The following is a 17,066-nucleotide window of genomic DNA, read 5'->3' as shown; positions in this document are numbered from 1 at the left end:
CCTCATGTCAGCCCCTCATTCCAATGCGCCGGCCATGCCGGCCGATGTTGCATCGCAGCATATCCCTTCCTCGCGCGCCAGCCGTCGCCGCACCGTGCTGATCGGCATTGGCGCCGCGCTGGTGCTGATCGCCCTGGTCATCGGCGTGCGCTGGTGGGTCTATGGCCGATTCATTGAAACTACCGACGACGCCTACATCCAGGCCGATAGCGTGACCGTGGCGCCCAAGGTCAGCGGCTACGTGGCCGAGGTCTACGTGCGCGACAACCAGCAGGTGGCGGCGGGGCAGGAACTGGTGCGACTGGACAACCGCCAGTACCAGGCGGCCTTCGACGAGGCGCAGGCCAACGTGGCGTCGCGCCAGGCCGACGTGGCGCGCGCCGATGCCGACCTGCAGCAGCAGAAGGCCCGCATTGCCCAGGCCGCCGCCGAGGTGGATGGCGCCCGCGCCAACGCGCGCTACGCGGCGTCGCAGGTGGAGCGCTATGCGCCGCTGGTCAGGACCGGCGCCGAGACCGAGGAGCGCACTGCCGAACTACGTAACGCGCAGACCCGTGCGTCGACCACGCTTGCCGCCAATGAGGCGGCCCTCAAGGTGGAACAGAGCCAGACCGTGACGCTGCAGACGCGCCTGCAACAGGCGCGCGCCCAACTGGACGTGGCCGAGGCCAGCGCGCGCAAGTCCAAGCTGGATCTGGAAGACACCATCGTGCGTGCTACCACCGCCGGACGCGTGGCCGACAAGGGCGTGCGCGTCGGTCAGTTTGCCCAGCCCGGCACGCGGCTGCTGACCGTGGTGCCGGTGCAGGACCTGTACCTGACCGCCAACTTCAAGGAAACGCAGGTCGGCCGCATGCGGACAGGCCAGCCCGTGACGCTGCATGTCGATGCGTTGTCTGGCGACGCGCTGCATGGCGTGATCGACAGCCTGTCGCCGGGCACCGGCTCGCAGTTCGCGCTGCTGCCGGCGCAGAACGCCACCGGCAACTTCACCAAGATCGTCCAGCGCGTGCCGGTGCGGATTCACGTGGATGTGCCGAACGCGGCGCGGCCCGTGCTGGTGCCGGGCCTGTCGGTGGTGGTCGATGTCGATACGCGCGAGCTGAATCCGGCCCACAACTCTGCCAATGCGCCGGCCAAAACCCCGGCCAACGTCCAGGCGCCCGCCCGCGGAGCCAGCCATGGCTGAGGCCGCGGCCGCGAGCCAGGTGCCCCAGTCTCCCGCCGCGCAGCAACCGAACGCCTCGGCAGCCGACTGGATCGCCGTGGCCGCCGGTTCGCTCGGCGCGCTGCTGGCCACGCTGGACATCTCGATTACCAACTCGGCGTTGCCGCAGATCCAGGGACAGATCGGCGCAGCCGGCACCGAGGGCACCTGGGTGTCCACCGGCTACCTGATGGCCGAGATCGTGATCATCCCGCTCACGGCATGGCTGACGCGCGTCTTTGGCCTGCGCCGCTTCCTGATGTGGAACGCGTTGCTGTTCACGGCGTTCTCGATGGTCTGCGGCATGTCGCATAGCCTGCCGCAGATGGTCATCGGCCGTATCGGGCAGGGCCTGGCCGGGGGCGCGATGATCCCGACCGCGCAGACCATCGTGCGCACCCGGCTGCCGCGCCACCAGATGCCCATCGGCATGTCGATGTTCGGGCTGATCGTGCTGCTCGGGCCGTTGCTGGGCCCGGTGGTGGGCGGCTGGCTGGCCGAGAACATCAACTGGCGCTGGTGCTTCTTCCTGAACGTGCCGATCACGGCCGTGCTGGTGCCGCTGTTGTACTTTGGCCTGAAGGCCGAGCGCGCCGACGTGGAGGCATTCTTCAAGGCCGACTGGCTGGGCATCGTCGGCCTGACCATCGGGCTGAGTTCGCTGACCGTGGTGCTTGAGGAAGGCCAGCGCGAGCAGTGGTTCGAGTCGCAGTCCATCGTCTACCTGTCGGTGCTGTCGGCTATCGGGCTATCGATGATGCTGATCAGCCAGTTCACGGCAAGGCAGCCCATCGTGCGGCTGCGGCTGCTGCTGAACAAGAACTACGCCAGCGTGATCCTGATCGTGACCACGGTGGGTGCCGGCCTGTACGGCGTGTCGTACCTGCTGCCCCAGTTCCTGTCGCTGATTGCCGGCTACAACGCCGAGCAGGCGGGCGGCATCATGCTGCTGTCGGGGCTGCCGGCGTTCCTGCTGATGCCGGTGCTGCCGCGCATACTGGGCAAGTTCGACAGCCGCTGGCTCGTGATCAGCGGCCTGGTGTGCTTCTTTGCGAGCTGCATGCTCGATATCGGCCTGACGGTAGACAGCGTGGGCCATGATTTCACCTTCTCGCAAATCCTGCGCGGGTTTGGGCAGATCCTGGCAATGATGCCGCTGAACCAGGCGTCGATGGCGGCCGTGGCTACGCACGAAGCCGGTGACGCCGCCGGGCTCTACAACATGGCGCGCAACCTGGGTGGCTCGATCGGCCTGGCGCTGCTTGGCACGCTGATCGATCGCCGCAACGCCTATCACGACTCGGTGATCCGCGAATCGGTCACGGCCAACAGCAGTATCGGCCAGGACCATATGACGTCCAGCATCGCCGGGTTCGTGGCCCAGGGCGGCGACTTCGCCCACGCGCAACTGCAGGCCGTGGCCCAGCTCAGCGGCGAGATCGCGCGCCAGGCCGCCGTAATGACGTTCTCCGAAACCTTCTTTGCCCTTGGCATTGCGCTGCTGTGCTGCGTGCCGCTGGCCCTGCTGCTCAAGCCGCCCCGTCCGGGCGCGCCTGTTTCCACCGGTCATTGATCATGTCTGTCTTTTCACATGCCAGGCGGCCACGCCTGCTGGCCCTGACGGCCGCCTCGCTTGCCGCCGGATGGCTCGCTGCCGGATGCACGGTGGGCCCCGACTACCGCAGTGCGCCCGCAGTGGCTGCCAACGCAATCGATGCCGGCCGCTTTCCGCACGCGCCGGCCGAGGCCGAGCCCGTTGCGCCGCGTGCCGCGGACTGGTGGCACGCGCTGGGCGATGCCCAGCTCGACACGCTGATCGAGACCGCGCTCAAGGACAGCCCCGATATCGACGTGGCGCGCGCCCGCGTGCGCCAGGCCCGTGCCGGGCTGGATAGCAACAAGGCCAACCTGTTGCCGAAGGTGGGCTTCGATGCGGCGATGCTGCGCACCCGCTCGCCGGACCTGTCGGCGCTGTCCGGCGGTGGATCGTCGGGTGGCGGGCGCGGGCCGCTGTCGCTGTATATCGCCAGCTTCGATGCAAGTTGGGAAATCGACCTGTTCGGCGGTACGCGCCGGTCGATCGAGGCGGCCTCGGCCGAAGCCGATGCGGCATCGGCACAACTGGCGGACGCGCATGTGCAGCTGGCCGCCGAGGTGGCGCAGGCCTATATCACGCTGCGCGAGCAGCAGGCGAGCCTGGCGCACCTGCAGGATTCCGAGAAGCTCGAAGCCGACATGCTCGACCTGACGCAGCAACGGCGCGCACGCGGCGTGGCGTCGCAGCTCGAAGTGGAGCGCCTGCTGACGCAGCTCGACAACACGCGCGCGCAGATGTCGCCGGTGCAGGCCAGCATCGCCGAACAGTTCGACCAGCTGGCGGTGTTGACTGGCCGTGCCCCCGGCACGCTCGACGCCGAACTGTCGGCGGCGCGTCCGCTGCCCAATGTGCCCGAGACCGTGGCAGTGGGCGATCCGGCTGCGCTGCTGAAGGCACGCCCCGATATCCGCGCGGCAGAACGCCGGCTGGCATCGAGCACGGCCCAGATCGGCGTGCGCAAGGCCGACTGGTTCCCGAAGCTGTCGCTGCTGGGGTCGCTGGGATTCAGTGCCATGGACCCCGGCCACCTGGCGCGCAAGGACAACGGCACCTGGCTGACGTTGCCGCGCCTGCAATGGAACATCCTCGATTTCGGCCGCGTGGCCGCCGGGGTGGACAGTACCGAGGGCGGGCGCGACGAGGCCGATGCCAACTATCGCAGCACGGTGCTGAAGGCGCTGCGCGATGCGGACGTGGCCCTGTCGCGTTATGGCCATCAGCGTGAACACGTGGTGGTGCTGCGCCGCGTGGAGGCATCGTCCGAACGGGCGTCGACGCTGCAGCAACAGCGCTATCGCGCCGGCACGGCCAGCATGCTCGAATGGCTCGACGTGGAGCGCACGCGCGTGGTGGCGCAGCAGAATCGCATCTCTGGCGATGCGGATCTGCTCAAGGACTATGTGTCGCTGCAGAAGTCGCTGGGACTGGGATGGCAGACGGCGGCGGCCGCGCAGGGTGCTCCGGACACCGCTGCTGCGCCCGCCGCGCCGGTAGCCCCTGCCACCCCGGCTTCCTGACCGGCGTTCCTGCCTGGCGCTACTGCCCTATTGGGCCACCTTCACCAGCGGCGGCTGCCTCCAGCTGCCGTTGGCCGCTTCCGGCCCGGTCACCAGGAAGTGGCCGCCGCCATTGCCGGTCTCGCGCGTACCCAGGTAGCCGAAAATCTGCGTGTAAAGGTCCAGCAGTTGCACCGAGTAGTACCGGTCCGGCTCCAAGGCAGGCAGGGTCAGCACCACCGGCTCGGCGCGCAGGTCCAGCCAGGCGAACGAGTAGGGCGTGTCGGCGTTGGGCGTGATGATCGCCGTGTCCTTCGGCGAGAACGTGCCGGCGCTGTGGCCCATCTGGTTGAACGGCGCCTTGAAGTTCGGATCGTTACGGTCTACCGCCTGGGCGTACAGGGTCTTGTACGACTCGACCACCGGATAGCCGTAGATCCAGGCTTCGCGCGCCAGGGCCCGTGCCTGCTCGGGCGCGGCCGTCACGGCTCCGCCTGTTGCCGCATTTGCTGCGCCGCACGGCAGCGTCATGACGGCGGCGCCTGCGCCTGCCATCAGCCAGCGGCGGCTGGTCTTCCACATCATTGTCGTTCCTCCTTGCTCTTGTTCCGTCGGTCTGGGCCGTGCTGCCGGGCTGTACCGGCGCGGCGGGCCGATTCTGCCCCGGCTGCGCCATTCGGTTTTTGCTTTCGCACACAAGGTGCGGATGCAGCAATTGCAAGAGAAACGCCGACAGCGGAACCGGACGAATCCGACTTTTGGACAAAGAGCCAGCACCGCACACTGTCAAGTGGATAGAATCGCCGTGGGCATTCCTACCTGCGGCGCCGATTGCAACAATGTGTTACGGCGGTGGAGGTCGGGGATGCAGAACAACAGACAAATCGCCCATGCACTTCAACGCCAACGACAGCATCCTGGTCAACATCATTACCAGCGTGGTGGTGATCCTGGCCGGCACGCTGGTGGTCAAGCTGATCAACCGCTTCTTCTCGGCGCGGCTGCAGGCCGACAACCGGGGCAGCTATCGCGCCTGGACGGTGGCGTCGCGCAACCTGGTGGCAGCGGTGGTGTTCCTGCTGCTGCTGGGCATCTGGGTGTCCGAACTGAAGAGCGTGGCGATTTCGCTGGCGGCGTTCGCGGCGGCCCTGCTGCTGGTCGGCAAGGAACTGGTGATGTGCTTCCTGGGTGCGTTCATGCGCATGATCACGCGCCCGTTCCAGCTGGGCGACCTGGTGGAGATCGGCCCCTTCGGCGGCGAAGTCATCGACATGGACGTGATGTCCACTACGCTGGTGGAAGTGGCCGCCGCGCGCCAGTACACGGGCTTTACGGTGCAGGTGCCCAACAGCATGCTGCTGACCACGGCAGTGCGCAACCATTCGCAGGCCGGTGCCTATACGTTGGACATGGTGCGTATTCCACTGGCCGTGGGCGACGACCCCGAAACCGTGGAGGCGCTGCTGGTGCAGGTGGCGCGACGTGCTTGCGAAGGATTCATGGAGGAAGCGGGGCGCACGCTGCGGCGCTATGGCGACATGCGCTTCGTGGACCTGTCGCAGTTCGAGCCACGCGTGATATTCGAACCGTTCGACGTGACACGCTTCGATGCCGTGGTGCGCTTTCCGGTGCCGGTCAGCGCTCGGCTGGCGGTGGCGCAGCAGATCGTGCGCGGCTATTACCGCGAGCGGGCGCAGGGCCGGCCGGTGGCATCCGGGGCCGCATCCGGGGTGGAATCCGCGACGGAGCCCGGAACGCCCGGCACACCGGGCATGCCTTCGGTGCAGCCGTAGCACCGGGCGGGGCAGGCACGGCATCCGCAGCGTCCGGCACCCCGGTATCGGCAGGACCATCGAGGAGAGGACCATGGCGCAGGCGCTGATTCGATGGCAAGGCCCCGGCACGGTGCCCGCCGGAGCGCCGGAGCGCGGATGGCGGCACGCGCGGTCGCTGGCGTGGCTGGTCGCCCTGTCGGTCTGGATGGCCCTGGTTGGCGGATGCGCGAGCCTGCCTGCCAATGCCGGACGCACTCCCAGCTACGCCGCCACCGATACCGGCAGTACGCTGCTGGCGCGGTCGTTGGCGCCCCGGCTGGCGCAGAATCCCGGGCAGTCGATCTTCTACCCGCTGGGCGCGGGGCCCGATGCGCTGACGGCACGCATGGCGCTGGCGCGGGCCGCGCAGAAGACGCTGGACCTGCAGTACTACATCTATGACGTCGATACCACCGGCAGCGCGCTGCTGGGCGAGGTGATCGACGCCGCCGATCGCGGCGTGCGCGTGCGCATCCTGCTGGACGACATCCATACCGGCAAGCAGGACAAGGTCTGGGCGGCGATCGACTCGCATCCGAACATCGAGGTGCGCATCTTCAACCCGTTTGCCAACCGCAACGCCCGCTGGGTGGAACTGCTGTTCGATTTCGGCCGCCTTAACCGCCGCATGCACAACAAGCAGATGACGGTGGACAACCTGGTGTCGATCATGGGCGGTCGAAATATCGGCGACGCGTATTTCGCGGCCAAGCCCGACATGGCGTTCAGCGACCTGGACGTGATGGTGGCCGGGCCCGCGGTGCCGGCCGCCAGCAAGGTGTTCGACGAGTACTGGAACAGCCAGAGCGCCTACCCCGTTGCCACCCTGACCCCGGAAGGCAAGGAGGCTCCTGACGAGTTGCGCGCGTTCCGCAAGCAGATCGAGGCCAAGGGGGACATGGCGCGCGCCAGCCCGTTCGTGCAGGAACTGCTGGATTCCGGCCTGGCGCGCGGCATCGAGTCGGGCCACCTGCCCGGCTACATGGGCGCGGCGCGGGTCATTGCCGACAAGGCCGACAAGATCGAGGAATCGTCGGATGACCCGTCGACCCACGCCATCCCGCAACTGCGCGCGCTGCTGGAAAAGGCCCGGACGGAACTGGTGCTGGTGTCGCCGTACTTCGTGCCCAACAAGAAGGGCGAGGCCTGGCTGGCCGCGATGGTCAAGCGCGGCGTCAAGGTGCGCGTGCTGACCAATTCGTTCGCCGCCACCGACGTTGCAGCGGTGCATGCCGGCTACGCACCCACGCGCAAGCGGCTGCTGGAGGCCGGGGTGGAACTCTACGAGCTGAAACCCACGGCCGATGCCGAACTGGTGCGCAGCCGCGCGCCCAGGTCGCGCATGTTCGCGTCGAGCCGCGCAAGCCTGCATGCCAAGGCCTATGTGGTGGACCGCCAGGCGCTGTTCATCGGATCGATGAACCTGGACCCGCGTTCGATCAAGCTCAATACCGAGATGGGCGTGGTGCTGGACATCCCGGCGCTGGCCAGGCTGCTGGTGGAGGACATGGACCGCCGGCTGCTCGATATCGCCTACCGGGTGGGCCTGAAGACCAGCGACAGCGGTGCGGAATCGCTGACATGGACCACGCGCGACAACGGCAAGGAAACGACCTACGAGCACGAGCCCGGCATGAGCGCGTGGCAGCACATGGGGATCGACATCCTGCAGGTCCTGCCCGTGGAGGACCAGCTCTAGGTCGGCCAGGCCCTGTGCGCGGTCCTGGCCTGGCTAGGGTTGCGCGATGCCGGCGCCGCCCGGCTGCAGCAATTGCAGCAGGTATTCCTGCAGGCGCGACAGCTCCACCGCGATGCCGCCCGGAAACCCCTGGCGGTTGCCGCGCTTGTCGATCAGTAGTTCGGCGACGAAGGCGGACACGGAGGCGGCATTGCCCAGCGCGGCCAGATGGTTGCCGATGCGCGGATAGGCGTAGAACAGTTCCAGCGGCCGGGCTTCGCGCGGCAACTGGGCCAGCCACCTGAGCGATGCCGGCGTGAGCGACAGGTTGACAGGGTCCGGCGCCTGGCGCAGTTCGCTCCAGTCGACCTGCGCCGATGCGGGCGGGTCGCCGTCCAGTACCTTCTTGGCTTCTTCGACCGTGACGAATTCGAACGACAGGGGATCCATGGTGGTGACTCGATGTAGGCAGGGCGCGCGGCCGTCTGCCCGTTGGGGTCAGAATTCGCGCTGCCGCCCATGTTAACGGATCGGTGAGGCGATTCCTTAGCGGCAATGTATCGGCGCGAGCAGGCGCACAGGGTGGGGCGCGAAACTCATGGCTGGCCGCGCGAACGATCATGGCAGGAAAACGCCCGTTTGCCACACTGCAGGCATGAACTGGAGCCTGCCATGACCTGGGATCTGCTGATCGAATCGGACTGCGTGCCCGTGAAGCTGCGAGCGGGCGCACATGTGACCTGCCGCGCCGGCCAGTTGTGGATCACCGTCGAGCACCGGCGTGCGCGGCCATCGGCGGATATCGTCCTGTCGGCCGGCCAGCAGTGCCGCGTGGAAGAAGACGGCGTCTATTTCCTGAGCGCGCTGCGCGCGCTGGGCGCGGTGCAATGCCACATCACGCCGGCCGCCCGGCAACATCTGGTGCTGCGCCCGGCCTGACGCGCGCCGCTTCGTCGGCAATCCAGGCGGCCACGTGGCGCACATCCTCGCGCGGGCTTTCGGTGGCGTGGATCAGCCAGAACGCGTTGGGGCTGGGCATGAGCGCACCGGCCGTGGTGACCACGTTCAACTGGCCGCCTTCGATCAGCGACTGGATCAGTTCCAGGCGCCCGAGCGCCACGCCTTGCCCCGCCAGTGCCGCGTGAATCACCTGGTCATACTGGTTGAAGCGCAGGATGCCGCGCCGGCTGGCCTGCCGGTAGCCCTGCGCACCGAGCCAGTTGCGCCAGTGCAGCCAGGGGCGCGGATCGTCGAATTCGAGCAATGGCAGCTCGGCCAGCGCTTCGGCAGAGGTGACGCGGGTGGCGCCCAGCGCCGGGTTGGCAACGGGCGCGATGGTTTCGTCGAACAAGCGCATGGCATGCGGCGGCGCGGCCGATGCCGGGCAATAGCGGATGGCGAGGTCGATGCCATCGGCACGCAGGTCGCTGATCTGGTTGCTGGCGGACAGCCGCACGTCGAGTTCTGGATACCGGCGCTGCAGGCTGCCCAGCCGGGGCAGCAGCCAGAGGCCGGCCACGCCGATGCTGGCCGTGACCGTGACGGGCTGGCGCCCATCGCGCTTGCGCAGTTCGGCAGCCACATCCTGCAGTTGCTGCACTGCGCCGTCCGCGCTGCGGAACAGCCGTTCGCCCTCGGGCGTGAAGGCCACGCCGCGATGCTGACGCACGAACAGGCGTACCTGGAGCTGGTCTTCCAGTGCGCGGATCTGCCGGCTGACGGCCGACTGGGTCAGGCACAGGTCGTCGGCCGCCTGGGTGATGCTCATGCGCCGGCCCACGGCCACGAAGCCCTTGAGCAGATCGAGCGGAAACAGGCGGACGAGCGGGACGGACATGGCAAAGCCTCAGGATGGCTGGCGTGCCCCATTACAGCACGGATTCCCGGTCCACTGCCATGCATGAACGGAATGGCAAAGCGCCTGAAATCTCGTTTGAGCCGATGCCGGGATTGGCTTGAAATAAAGCCATTTCGAAACCGTCATCACTGGAGTTCGCCATGTCACCTCGTCAGCCTTCGCATGATGCCAGCGCATTGCAGCGTACCGGGTCGCTGCCCTGGTGGCGCGATGGCGTCTTCCTGCTGCTGGCGGCCGGGCTCGTGATGGGCCTGGCGCTGGGCGTGCGCCACGTGCAGGGCCTGTTCATGCTGCCGGTGATCGCCGAACGGGGCTGGACGCGCGAGACGTTCGGGTTCGCGATGGCCGTGCAGAACCTGGTATGGGGCATCTCCCAGCCCGTGACCGGCATGGTGGCCGATCGTTTCGGCTCCTGGAAGGTGATGCTGGGTGGGCTGGCGCTGTATGCGGCCGGGCTCTGGGGCATGGCGCTGGCGCCCTCGTCGATGGCGTTCGTGCTGGCGGCCGGCATCTGTATCGGCATTGCGCAGTCCGGCACGACATTCGGCGTGGTCTATGGCGCGCTGAGCCGCATGGTGCCGCCTGAACAGCGCAGCCGCACGCTGGGCATTGCCGGGGCGCTCGGTGGCATCGGGCAGTTCCTGATGGTGCCATCGGCGCAGGCGCTGCTGTCGGTGGCGGGCTGGCAACTGGCGTTGATCGTCTTTGCCGTGGCGGCACTGGTGCTGTTGCCGTTCGCGCTGCCGTTCCAGGATCGACCCGCGGGTGGCGATGCCGCGGGCAACCAGCCGTCGATGCAGGCCGCCATCCGCGAGGCCTTCGGCCATTCGGGGTTCTGGCTGCTCAATCTCGGCTTCCTGGCCTGCGGCTTCCAGCTTGCGTTCATCGCCAACCATCTGCCCGCCTACCTGCGCGACCAGGGCATGCAGCCGGCCAGCGCAATGATCGCGCTGGCCATCATCGCGCTGGCCAATATCGCGGGAACCTATGCGTTTGGCTGGCTGGGCGGCCGGCATGTGAAGAAGTACCTGCTGGCCGGCATCTACCTGACGCGGACTTCGGCCATGGCGCTGTTCCTGCTGTTGCCGCTCAGCCCGGTCACGCTGTACGGGTTTGCGGCCGTGATGGGCTTTCTGTGGCTGGGCACGGTGCCGCTGACCAGCGGCATCGTCTCGCAGGTGTTTGGCGTACGCTACATCACCACGCTGTTCGGCTTCGTGTTCTTTGGTCACCAGCTGGGATCGTTCCTGGGCGTCTGGCTGGGCGGCCTGGTGTTCGAACTGACCCATTCCTATGATCTGGTGTGGATGGGTGCGATGGCGCTGGGCGTGATCGCCGCGGCATTGCACTGGCCCATCGACGATCGCGAGATCGTGCGTACGCCATGGCAGGGGATGCGGCCTTGAGTGCCCGCATGGAATAAAGGGCCGGCCTGGCGTGTTTACGCATCAGGCAGGCTGCGTGCCTGGCGCGGGAGGTGGAGTATGCTTGGCACGCAAGTCCTGTCATTCCAGATATCCGGAGGCCGCCATGCCGTTTCGATTTTCCGTTTGGACAGGCGCCGTCGCGGCGGCCCTTGTGTTGAGTGCATGCGCATCGTTGCAGCCGGTGGAAACCGGGCAAAAGCTGATCGGCAGCCCGCAGGCGGCCGTGCAGCAGGCGTTTGGCGCGCCCACCGATACGTTCCAGATGACCAATGGCGCGCAGCGCTGGATTTATTCGAAGCAACCCTACGGCTACGAAATCTATGCGGCCGACTTCGACGCCGGCGGCAAGCTGACCGATTTCCGCCAGATGCTGACCGAGAACGAGATCTACACCGCGCGGCCCGGCCAATGGACCAAGCAGGACGTACTGGAACGCTGGGGCCGGCCCAAGGAGCCGATCCAGTACTACGCGCTGATGAAGCGCGAGGCCTGGTCGTACCGGATGTACCTGCCCGGCTACGTGCCGGCGCACTTCAGCGCGTACTTCGACGATAACGGCGTACTCGACCGGACGATGATCATCCAGGATTCGCGCGGCGGCGAGCGCAGCCGCAAGTAGGCAGGCGCCTGCACCCCTGCGATCCCCGGCGGGGCCGTCCCGGCCCCGGCTGCCGGGCTGCGCCCCTTGAGTGGCGCCATTGCAACAATCCCATTTCGCGGACTCAACAAATCCCCGGACGAACGGCTCGCGCATAGTATAAACACGAATTATTCGTATTACGGTTTGCGTTTCTCGTGCATTGTGTGCGACGCAGGCCGCATATTCGAGCCAGCACACCTCCAATAACAATCCCGGGAATTTCGATGTCCTTGCACCGTCCGTCCAACGGCCGCGCCAGCCTGCGCTCGCGCGTTTATGTCCGTTCGCCGCTTCCAGCCACTGTCCTGTCACCCGTCGCCGTTGCCGTGCTGGGCCTGACGCTGTCGATGACGATGCCCGCGCGGGCACAGGTCCCGCCCACGCAGGCCGATACCGGCTCCACTGCCACGCTGCCGACGGCCACCGTGGTGGCAGACCGGTCGGGCGAGGCGGTCAAGGTCGAGCGCGTGAGCAGCGGTGCGCTGGGCGACCGCAAGGCCGTGGATACGCCGTTCTCGGTCAACGCCGTGTCCAGCGACGAAATCCAGCAGCGCATGGCGCAGACGGCCAACGACGTGTTCAGGTACGACCCGGCCGTACAGGTGCTGGGCGACAACGCGCGCACCGAGAACTCGTACTTCTCCGTGCGTGGCATTCGGGTGGACATGCTCAACGGCACCAAGGTGGACGGCCAGAACTTCGTCACCTGGGATGCCGACATCCCGCTGGAGCCGTTCGAACAGGTAGAACTGCTCAAGGGCCTGTCGGGTTTCATGTACGGCTTCGGGTCGCCTGGCGGCATCATCAACTATGTGACCAAGCGGCCCACCGACACGCCGCTGCGCGAGGTGACCATCGGTTACCAGGCCAACAACGTCTGGAGCGAGAAGGTCGATGTCGGCGGCCGCTTCGGCACCGACGACCGCTTCGGCTACCGCATCAACGCCGTGAACGAGGACGGCAACACCAGCGAGCAGGGCGTGCACGTGCGGCGCCAGACGTTCTCGCTGGCAACCGACTTCCGCATCACGCCGGACCTGACGTGGAACGCCGACATCATGTACTGGAAGCGCAAGTCGCAGGGCACGATCTTCGGGCTGTCGTTCGGCACGGACACCATTCCGGCCGCCAGTAGCGTGGCGCGCAACCTGGCGCAGCCGTGGTCATCGCACGAAACCGACACGCTGACCGTGGGCACCGGCGTGGACTACCGCATCAACAGCGACTGGAAGACCAGCTTCAAGTACCGCTTCGCGCGCCAGAACCGCCTGAATGCCGACAGCTTCCTGTTTGTCACGGACGATGCTGGCAACTACTCGGATACCAACTACCGCTGGAAGACGGCCTACTACTACCAGGCGTACGACGCGATGGTGCAGGGCAAGTTCGATACCGGCGGCCTCAAGCACGAGATCGTCGCGGGCCTGGGCTACCTGTCGCAGGTGCGCGAGCTGGACAACGGCCTGGGCGGCAACGGCATCTTCATGGGGATGAACAACCTGTACAACCCCGTCGCCCTCGACGAGCAGGCCGGCGTGGGCAAGGACTACATCCCGTATCGCGACTACAAGATCCAGCAGAAGTCCGTCTACCTGAGCGACACCGTGCAGATCACGCCGCGCCTGTCGGTGCTGGCCGGCCTGCGCTACAACATGTTCTCGCAGGACAACTACAGCCCCGAAGCGGTCCGCACGTCGCGCTACAGCGCCAACCCGATCACGCCGACGGCGGCGGTGATGTTCAAGACGGACGATTTCTCGACCGTCTACGTGAGCTATGTGGAATCGCTGGAGCCGGGCGGCTCGGCCGGCCCCACCACGGTGAATTCCGGCGAGACCTTCGGCCCGCTCAAGAGCCGCCAGTACGAGGTGGGCTTCAAGACAGACCGCGACAAGTGGGGGGCCAACGTGGCGCTGTTCCGCGTGGACAAGGGCTACGAATACACCAACACGTCGAACTATTTCGTGCAGAACGGCAAGCAGCAGTTCACCGGCCTGGATACCAGCGGCTGGTGGCGCGTGGCGCGCGATGTGCGCCTGATGGGTGGCGTGCTGTGGCTGCACACCAAGACCACGGACGTCGATGATCCGCTGGTCAACGGCAACCGGGTGTTCGCCACGCCGAACTACATCGTGACGGGCCGTGTCGAGTACGACACCCCGTTCGTGCCCGGCCTGACGCTGTGGACCGGCGCCAAGGTGACCGGCTCGATGTACGTGAACTCGGCCAACACGCAGCAGATTCCGTCGTACACCACGGCCGATATCGGCGCGCGCTACACGACGCGCATGGCCGGCAAGCAGGTGACCGTGCGCGCGGTGCTGAACAACGTGTTCGACCGCCGCTACTGGACCACCACCTACGACGGCTTCGTGCTGCCGGCGGCCACGCGTACGTTCCTGATGAACGCATCGCTGCAGTTCTGAAGGCCTGAAGCGCCGGCAGTGCAGGCCCTCTCCCGCACGGGAGAGGGCTGGCCGGCCGGAGGCCTGTCTTTCTAGCCCCGCCGCACCGCCGTGACCTTGCCGCCCATTACGTCGATGGTGCGCCGCTGCGGGTTGTAGTCCATCGTGCCCGGCATGTGCTGGCCTTCGCGATTGCCGAAGCGCCACGCGCAGCCGTCGAGCAATTTCGCTGCTTCGGCCTCGGTCTTGCCGATCAGCGCGTTGTCGCCGAGCTTGTCGGCCTGGCAGCCTTCGGGCGTGCCGCGCCCGCCCTGCGGGCCGGGGTTGGGCACGCCTGTGGCCGGTGGCTGCGGCGCCTGCGGCTGCGCGGCGCAGCCCGCCATCATCGTGGCCATCGCCACGGCGCCCGCGAGGGCCATCCCTTTCCAGTTCGATGCAGTCATGCAGAGGCTCCTTGGCACGTGTCAGCGAGCCCCGATTCTAGCGGACGCTCGCCACGTTCACGGCGACTTGCGCGCCGGTCGCGCGGTGGGTCGCGCGCGCCCGCGCGGTGCCGGGGCCGCGAACATCGACATGTCGCGCTGGATGCAGCCCAGCAGCGTGTCGGCAGCCATGCCCAGCGGGCGTCCCGCCTTGACCAGCAGCCGCGCCTTGGCCGCCTCGAACAGCGGATGGGCAATCGGCAGCGTCACCAGGTCGCCCGAAGCCAGTTCGCGATAGGCGGCAAATGCGCCGATCAGCGTGATGCCGTGATGGCGCTTGACGAAGTGCCGCAGCACGGCCAGCGAGTTGGTGGTGAGCGTGGGCCGGATCTGGATGTTCTCGGCATAGGCCAGCATCTGCACGATCTGCCCGAGGCCGAACGCCGGCGGCATCATCGCCAGCGGATAGTCGGCCAGTTCGCGTACGTCCACCCGCGTGCCGCGCACGGCCAGCGGATGCCCGGCATGCACCAGCAGCACCACGGGCTGGGACGACGTTGCCACCCAGCGCACATCGGCATGTGACGGCGGGTTATAGGCCAGGCCGATATGCGCGCGGCTTTCGGCCACCTCCTGCAGCACGTTGTTCACGGGCAGGGTGTCCACCGTGACGTCGAGCCGCGGGTACTGGGCGCAGAAGTCGGTCAGCACCTCGTCCATCAGGCCGTCGACATAGCCCTCGCTGGTGGCAATGCGGATCTGGCCGTGCTGCAACCCACGCAGGGCCTGCAGGCGGTCTTCGAACAGCTCCTGTTGCGCACGGCAGCCCTGCCAGTACTCCAGCAGATGTAGCGCCACCTCGGTGGGCTGCACGCCGCGCGCGTGGCGGTCGAACAGCGGCGCGCCCACCTCGTCCTCCAGCAGGCGGATCTGGCGCGTGATGACAGATGGCGACGTATTGATGCTGTCGGCTGCGCCCCGGATCGATCCGTGCGTCAGCACCTCGTGGAAATAGCGCAGCCTGCGCTGGTTCAGTTCTCGCATGTCGAAAGCCAAGCTGTTGCCGATTGGGCAACGATAGCCGACTAAAGTTGCTCTTGCTCTGTTTTTTCATCTGACCGACGATCCTCCGACAACAAGAAAACAGCGACAGCACAACGTTCATCGCATCCACGAGGACGCCCACAGGAGAGAGATCGAATGTCCACCACACTGCCCCCACGCACCATGCCGGCGCACGACAGCGCCGCGCAACAGGCGCTGTACCGCAAGCTGAACTGGCGCCTGCTGCCGTTCCTGCTGCTCTGCTATACGTTTGCCTACCTGGACCGCGTCAACATCGGCTTTGCCAAGCTGCAGATGCAGAGCGACCTGGGCTTTTCCGACGCTGTCTACGGCCTGGGTGCCGGCATCTTCTTCTTCGGCTATGTGCTGTTCGAGATCCCGAGCAACCTGCTGCTGCCCCGTATCGGCGCACGCAAGACCATCAGCCGCATCCTGGTGCTGTGGGGCCTGACGTCGGCCGGCATGATGTTCGTGCGCGACGAAACCACGTTCTACGTGATGCGATTCCTGCTCGGCGTGTTCGAGGCGGGCTTCGCGCCGGGCATGATCTTCTACCTGACGTACTGGTACGGCCAGCAGCGCATGGCACGCGTGATGGCCGTGGTGATGCTGGCCGGGCCCATCGGCGGCATCTTTGGCTCGCCGCTGTCGACGTGGCTGATGACCGGCCTGTCGGGCACGCACGGCCTGGAAGGCTGGCAGTGGATGTTCCTGGTGGAAGGCCTGCCGTGCGTGTTGCTGGGCGTGCTGGCGCTGCGCGTGCTGGCCGACCGCCCGGCCGATGCCAGGTGGCTGACCGATGCCGAAAAGCGCATGATTGCCGCAGAACTGCACACGCCCGGCGCAGGCCACCATTCGTTCGGCCAGGTGGCGCGCGATCCGCGCGTGTACCTGCTGGCCTTCGCCTACTTCACGATGATCTGCGGCATCTATGCCGTCAGCTTCTGGCTGCCGTCTATCCTCAAGGCGGATGGCGTGACCGACACCATGCAGATCGGCCTGTACTCGATGATCCCGTATATCGCCGCCGCGATCGCCATGGTCGTGATCGGCCGGCGCTCCGACCGTCGCGGCGAGCGGCGCCTGCACAGCGCGGTGCCAGCCTTCATCGGCGCGGTGGCGCTGGCGGTGGCCACGCTGTCCAGCGGCAACCTGCCGGTGTCGCTGTTGTGCATGACGATTGCCACGGCAATGATGTGGACGGCCTACACGGTGTTCTGGGCCATTCCGTCGCAATACCTGAAGGGCGACGCCGCAGCGGGCGGCATCGCGCTGATCAACACGATCGGCCTGATCGGCGGCTTCCTGAGCCCGACCATCATCGGCTGGGTGCGCACGGCCACGGGCAGCATGCAGGCAGGCCTGCTGGTGATGGTGGCGCTGCTGGTGGCAGGCGCGGTGACGCTGGTGGTCAATCGCATGCCCGCGCCGCATGGCGGCCCGGCCACGGTCTGAAG

At 66.9% G+C, this 17,066-nt stretch carries 16 protein-coding genes; 10 read left to right on the top strand and 6 right to left on the bottom strand.

Annotation, left to right across the window (positions count from 1 at the left end; genetic code table 11):
• Positions 1-4 precede the first annotated feature (4 nt).
• Genes ACOABP_RS22800 through ACOABP_RS22790 form a run of 3 tightly spaced genes read left to right on the top strand, consistent with a single transcriptional unit; the run spans position 5 to position 4,321 of the window.
• Positions 5-1,189, top strand: a complete 1,185-nt coding sequence (locus tag ACOABP_RS22800; RefSeq protein WP_474227925.1) for an HlyD family secretion protein — start codon at positions 5-7, stop codon at positions 1,187-1,189.
• Complete coding sequence (locus tag ACOABP_RS22795; protein ID WP_474227924.1) at positions 1,182-2,780, top strand: MDR family MFS transporter; 1,599 nt, start codon at positions 1,182-1,184, stop codon at positions 2,778-2,780. Before ACOABP_RS22800 ends, ACOABP_RS22795 begins: the two co-directional genes overlap by 8 nt.
• Positions 2,781-2,782: 2 nt before the next feature.
• Positions 2,783-4,321, top strand: coding sequence for an efflux transporter outer membrane subunit (locus tag ACOABP_RS22790; protein WP_474227923.1), 1,539 nt, complete (start codon positions 2,783-2,785; stop codon positions 4,319-4,321).
• Positions 4,322-4,348: 27 nt separating this feature from the next.
• Here ACOABP_RS22790 and ACOABP_RS22785 read toward each other — a convergent pair whose 3' ends face one another.
• Positions 4,349-4,885 (bottom strand): DUF1254 domain-containing protein, encoded by a 537-nt coding sequence (locus ACOABP_RS22785; RefSeq protein WP_474227922.1) that lies wholly within the window; start codon positions 4,883-4,885, stop codon positions 4,349-4,351.
• Positions 4,886-5,190: 305 nt separating this feature from the next.
• Between ACOABP_RS22785 and ACOABP_RS22780 the strand changes: the two genes are divergently transcribed.
• On the top strand, positions 5,191-6,093 hold the full coding sequence (locus ACOABP_RS22780; RefSeq protein ID WP_474227921.1) for a mechanosensitive ion channel domain-containing protein: 903 nt from the start codon (positions 5,191-5,193) through the stop codon (positions 6,091-6,093).
• A gap of 73 nt (positions 6,094-6,166) precedes the next feature.
• Positions 6,167-7,813 carry a phospholipase D family protein gene (locus ACOABP_RS22775; protein ID WP_474227920.1) on the top strand — a complete coding sequence of 549 codons (1,647 nt, stop codon included), beginning with the start codon at positions 6,167-6,169 and terminating at the stop codon, positions 7,811-7,813.
• Positions 7,814-7,846: 33 nt separating this feature from the next.
• On the opposite strand, the gene ACOABP_RS22770 is transcribed toward ACOABP_RS22775, so the two are convergent.
• Positions 7,847-8,242 (bottom strand): hypothetical protein, encoded by a 396-nt coding sequence (locus ACOABP_RS22770; protein ID WP_474227919.1) that lies wholly within the window; start codon positions 8,240-8,242, stop codon positions 7,847-7,849.
• A gap of 222 nt (positions 8,243-8,464) precedes the next feature.
• On the opposite strand from ACOABP_RS22770, the gene ACOABP_RS22765 reads away from it, so the two are divergent.
• Entirely contained in the window at positions 8,465-8,731 is a 267-nt protein-coding gene (locus tag ACOABP_RS22765) for a DUF2917 domain-containing protein (RefSeq protein ID WP_474227918.1), read from the top strand.
• Here the strand turns inward: ACOABP_RS22765 and ACOABP_RS22760 are convergent.
• Together ACOABP_RS22760 and ACOABP_RS22755 are read right to left on the bottom strand one after the other, a co-directional pair.
• Complete coding sequence (locus tag ACOABP_RS22760) at positions 8,688-9,629, bottom strand: LysR substrate-binding domain-containing protein (protein WP_474227917.1); 942 nt, start codon at positions 9,627-9,629, stop codon at positions 8,688-8,690. The genes ACOABP_RS22765 and ACOABP_RS22760 overlap by 44 nt on opposite strands.
• Before the next feature lie 31 nt (positions 9,630-9,660).
• The gene (locus ACOABP_RS22755; RefSeq protein WP_474227916.1) at positions 9,661-9,792 is read right to left on the bottom strand and encodes a hypothetical protein; all 132 of its coding nucleotides are present in this window, start codon (positions 9,790-9,792) and stop codon (positions 9,661-9,663) included.
• Between ACOABP_RS22755 and ACOABP_RS22750 the strand changes: the two genes are divergently transcribed.
• From ACOABP_RS22750 to ACOABP_RS22740, 3 genes are all read left to right on the top strand, one after another.
• Positions 9,791-11,056, top strand: a complete 1,266-nt coding sequence (locus ACOABP_RS22750; protein WP_474227915.1) for an MFS transporter — start codon at positions 9,791-9,793, stop codon at positions 11,054-11,056. The two genes, ACOABP_RS22755 and ACOABP_RS22750, sit on opposite strands and share 2 nt — an antisense overlap.
• A 124-nt stretch (positions 11,057-11,180) precedes the next feature.
• Positions 11,181-11,696, top strand: a complete 516-nt coding sequence (locus tag ACOABP_RS22745; protein WP_066740933.1) for a hypothetical protein — start codon at positions 11,181-11,183, stop codon at positions 11,694-11,696.
• A 245-nt stretch (positions 11,697-11,941) separates the two neighbouring features.
• On the top strand, positions 11,942-14,143 hold the full coding sequence (locus tag ACOABP_RS22740) for a TonB-dependent siderophore receptor (RefSeq protein WP_474227914.1): 2,202 nt from the start codon (positions 11,942-11,944) through the stop codon (positions 14,141-14,143).
• Positions 14,144-14,214: 71 nt separating this feature from the next.
• Here ACOABP_RS22740 and ACOABP_RS22735 read toward each other — a convergent pair whose 3' ends face one another.
• Entirely contained in the window at positions 14,215-14,565 is a 351-nt protein-coding gene (locus tag ACOABP_RS22735) for a hypothetical protein (protein ID WP_474227913.1), read from the bottom strand.
• 57 nt (positions 14,566-14,622) lie between these two features.
• Positions 14,623-15,588: a LysR family transcriptional regulator gene (locus ACOABP_RS22730; RefSeq protein WP_474227912.1), complete on the bottom strand. Its 966-nt coding sequence runs from the start codon at positions 15,586-15,588 to the stop codon at positions 14,623-14,625.
• Between the two features lie 156 nt (positions 15,589-15,744).
• Between ACOABP_RS22730 and ACOABP_RS22725 the strand changes: the two genes are divergently transcribed.
• Entirely contained in the window at positions 15,745-17,064 is a 1,320-nt protein-coding gene (locus ACOABP_RS22725) for an MFS transporter (RefSeq protein WP_474227911.1), read from the top strand.
• The last annotated feature ends 2 nt before the right edge of the window (positions 17,065-17,066 follow it).

This window comes from Cupriavidus sp. HE11 (assembly GCF_056097175.1).
This window is presented reverse-complemented; position numbering and strand designations above follow the sequence as displayed.

What these genes read in the sequence shown, in the direction of transcription:
- ACOABP_RS22800 (WP_474227925.1), top strand. Translation starts at nt 5, where the DNA reads ATGTCAGCCCCTCATTCCAATGCGCCGGCCATGCCGGCCGATGTTGCA.
- ACOABP_RS22795 (WP_474227924.1), top strand. Translation starts at nt 1,182, where the DNA reads ATGGCTGAGGCCGCGGCCGCGAGCCAGGTGCCCCAGTCTCCCGCCGCG.
- ACOABP_RS22790 (WP_474227923.1), top strand. Translation starts at nt 2,783, where the DNA reads ATGTCTGTCTTTTCACATGCCAGGCGGCCACGCCTGCTGGCCCTGACG.
- ACOABP_RS22785 (WP_474227922.1), bottom strand. Translation starts at nt 4,885, where the DNA reads ATGATGTGGAAGACCAGCCGCCGCTGGCTGATGGCAGGCGCAGGCGCC.
- ACOABP_RS22780 (WP_474227921.1), top strand. Translation starts at nt 5,191, where the DNA reads ATGCACTTCAACGCCAACGACAGCATCCTGGTCAACATCATTACCAGC.
- ACOABP_RS22775 (WP_474227920.1), top strand. Translation starts at nt 6,167, where the DNA reads ATGGCGCAGGCGCTGATTCGATGGCAAGGCCCCGGCACGGTGCCCGCC.
- ACOABP_RS22770 (WP_474227919.1), bottom strand. Translation starts at nt 8,242, where the DNA reads ATGGATCCCCTGTCGTTCGAATTCGTCACGGTCGAAGAAGCCAAGAAG.
- ACOABP_RS22765 (WP_474227918.1), top strand. Translation starts at nt 8,465, where the DNA reads ATGACCTGGGATCTGCTGATCGAATCGGACTGCGTGCCCGTGAAGCTG.
- ACOABP_RS22760 (WP_474227917.1), bottom strand. Translation starts at nt 9,629, where the DNA reads ATGTCCGTCCCGCTCGTCCGCCTGTTTCCGCTCGATCTGCTCAAGGGC.
- ACOABP_RS22750 (WP_474227915.1), top strand. Translation starts at nt 9,791, where the DNA reads ATGTCACCTCGTCAGCCTTCGCATGATGCCAGCGCATTGCAGCGTACC.
- ACOABP_RS22755 (WP_474227916.1), bottom strand. Translation starts at nt 9,792, where the DNA reads ATGGCGAACTCCAGTGATGACGGTTTCGAAATGGCTTTATTTCAAGCC.
- ACOABP_RS22745 (WP_066740933.1), top strand. Translation starts at nt 11,181, where the DNA reads ATGCCGTTTCGATTTTCCGTTTGGACAGGCGCCGTCGCGGCGGCCCTT.
- ACOABP_RS22740 (WP_474227914.1), top strand. Translation starts at nt 11,942, where the DNA reads ATGTCCTTGCACCGTCCGTCCAACGGCCGCGCCAGCCTGCGCTCGCGC.
- ACOABP_RS22735 (WP_474227913.1), bottom strand. Translation starts at nt 14,565, where the DNA reads ATGACTGCATCGAACTGGAAAGGGATGGCCCTCGCGGGCGCCGTGGCG.
- ACOABP_RS22730 (WP_474227912.1), bottom strand. Translation starts at nt 15,588, where the DNA reads ATGCGAGAACTGAACCAGCGCAGGCTGCGCTATTTCCACGAGGTGCTG.
- ACOABP_RS22725 (WP_474227911.1), top strand. Translation starts at nt 15,745, where the DNA reads ATGTCCACCACACTGCCCCCACGCACCATGCCGGCGCACGACAGCGCC.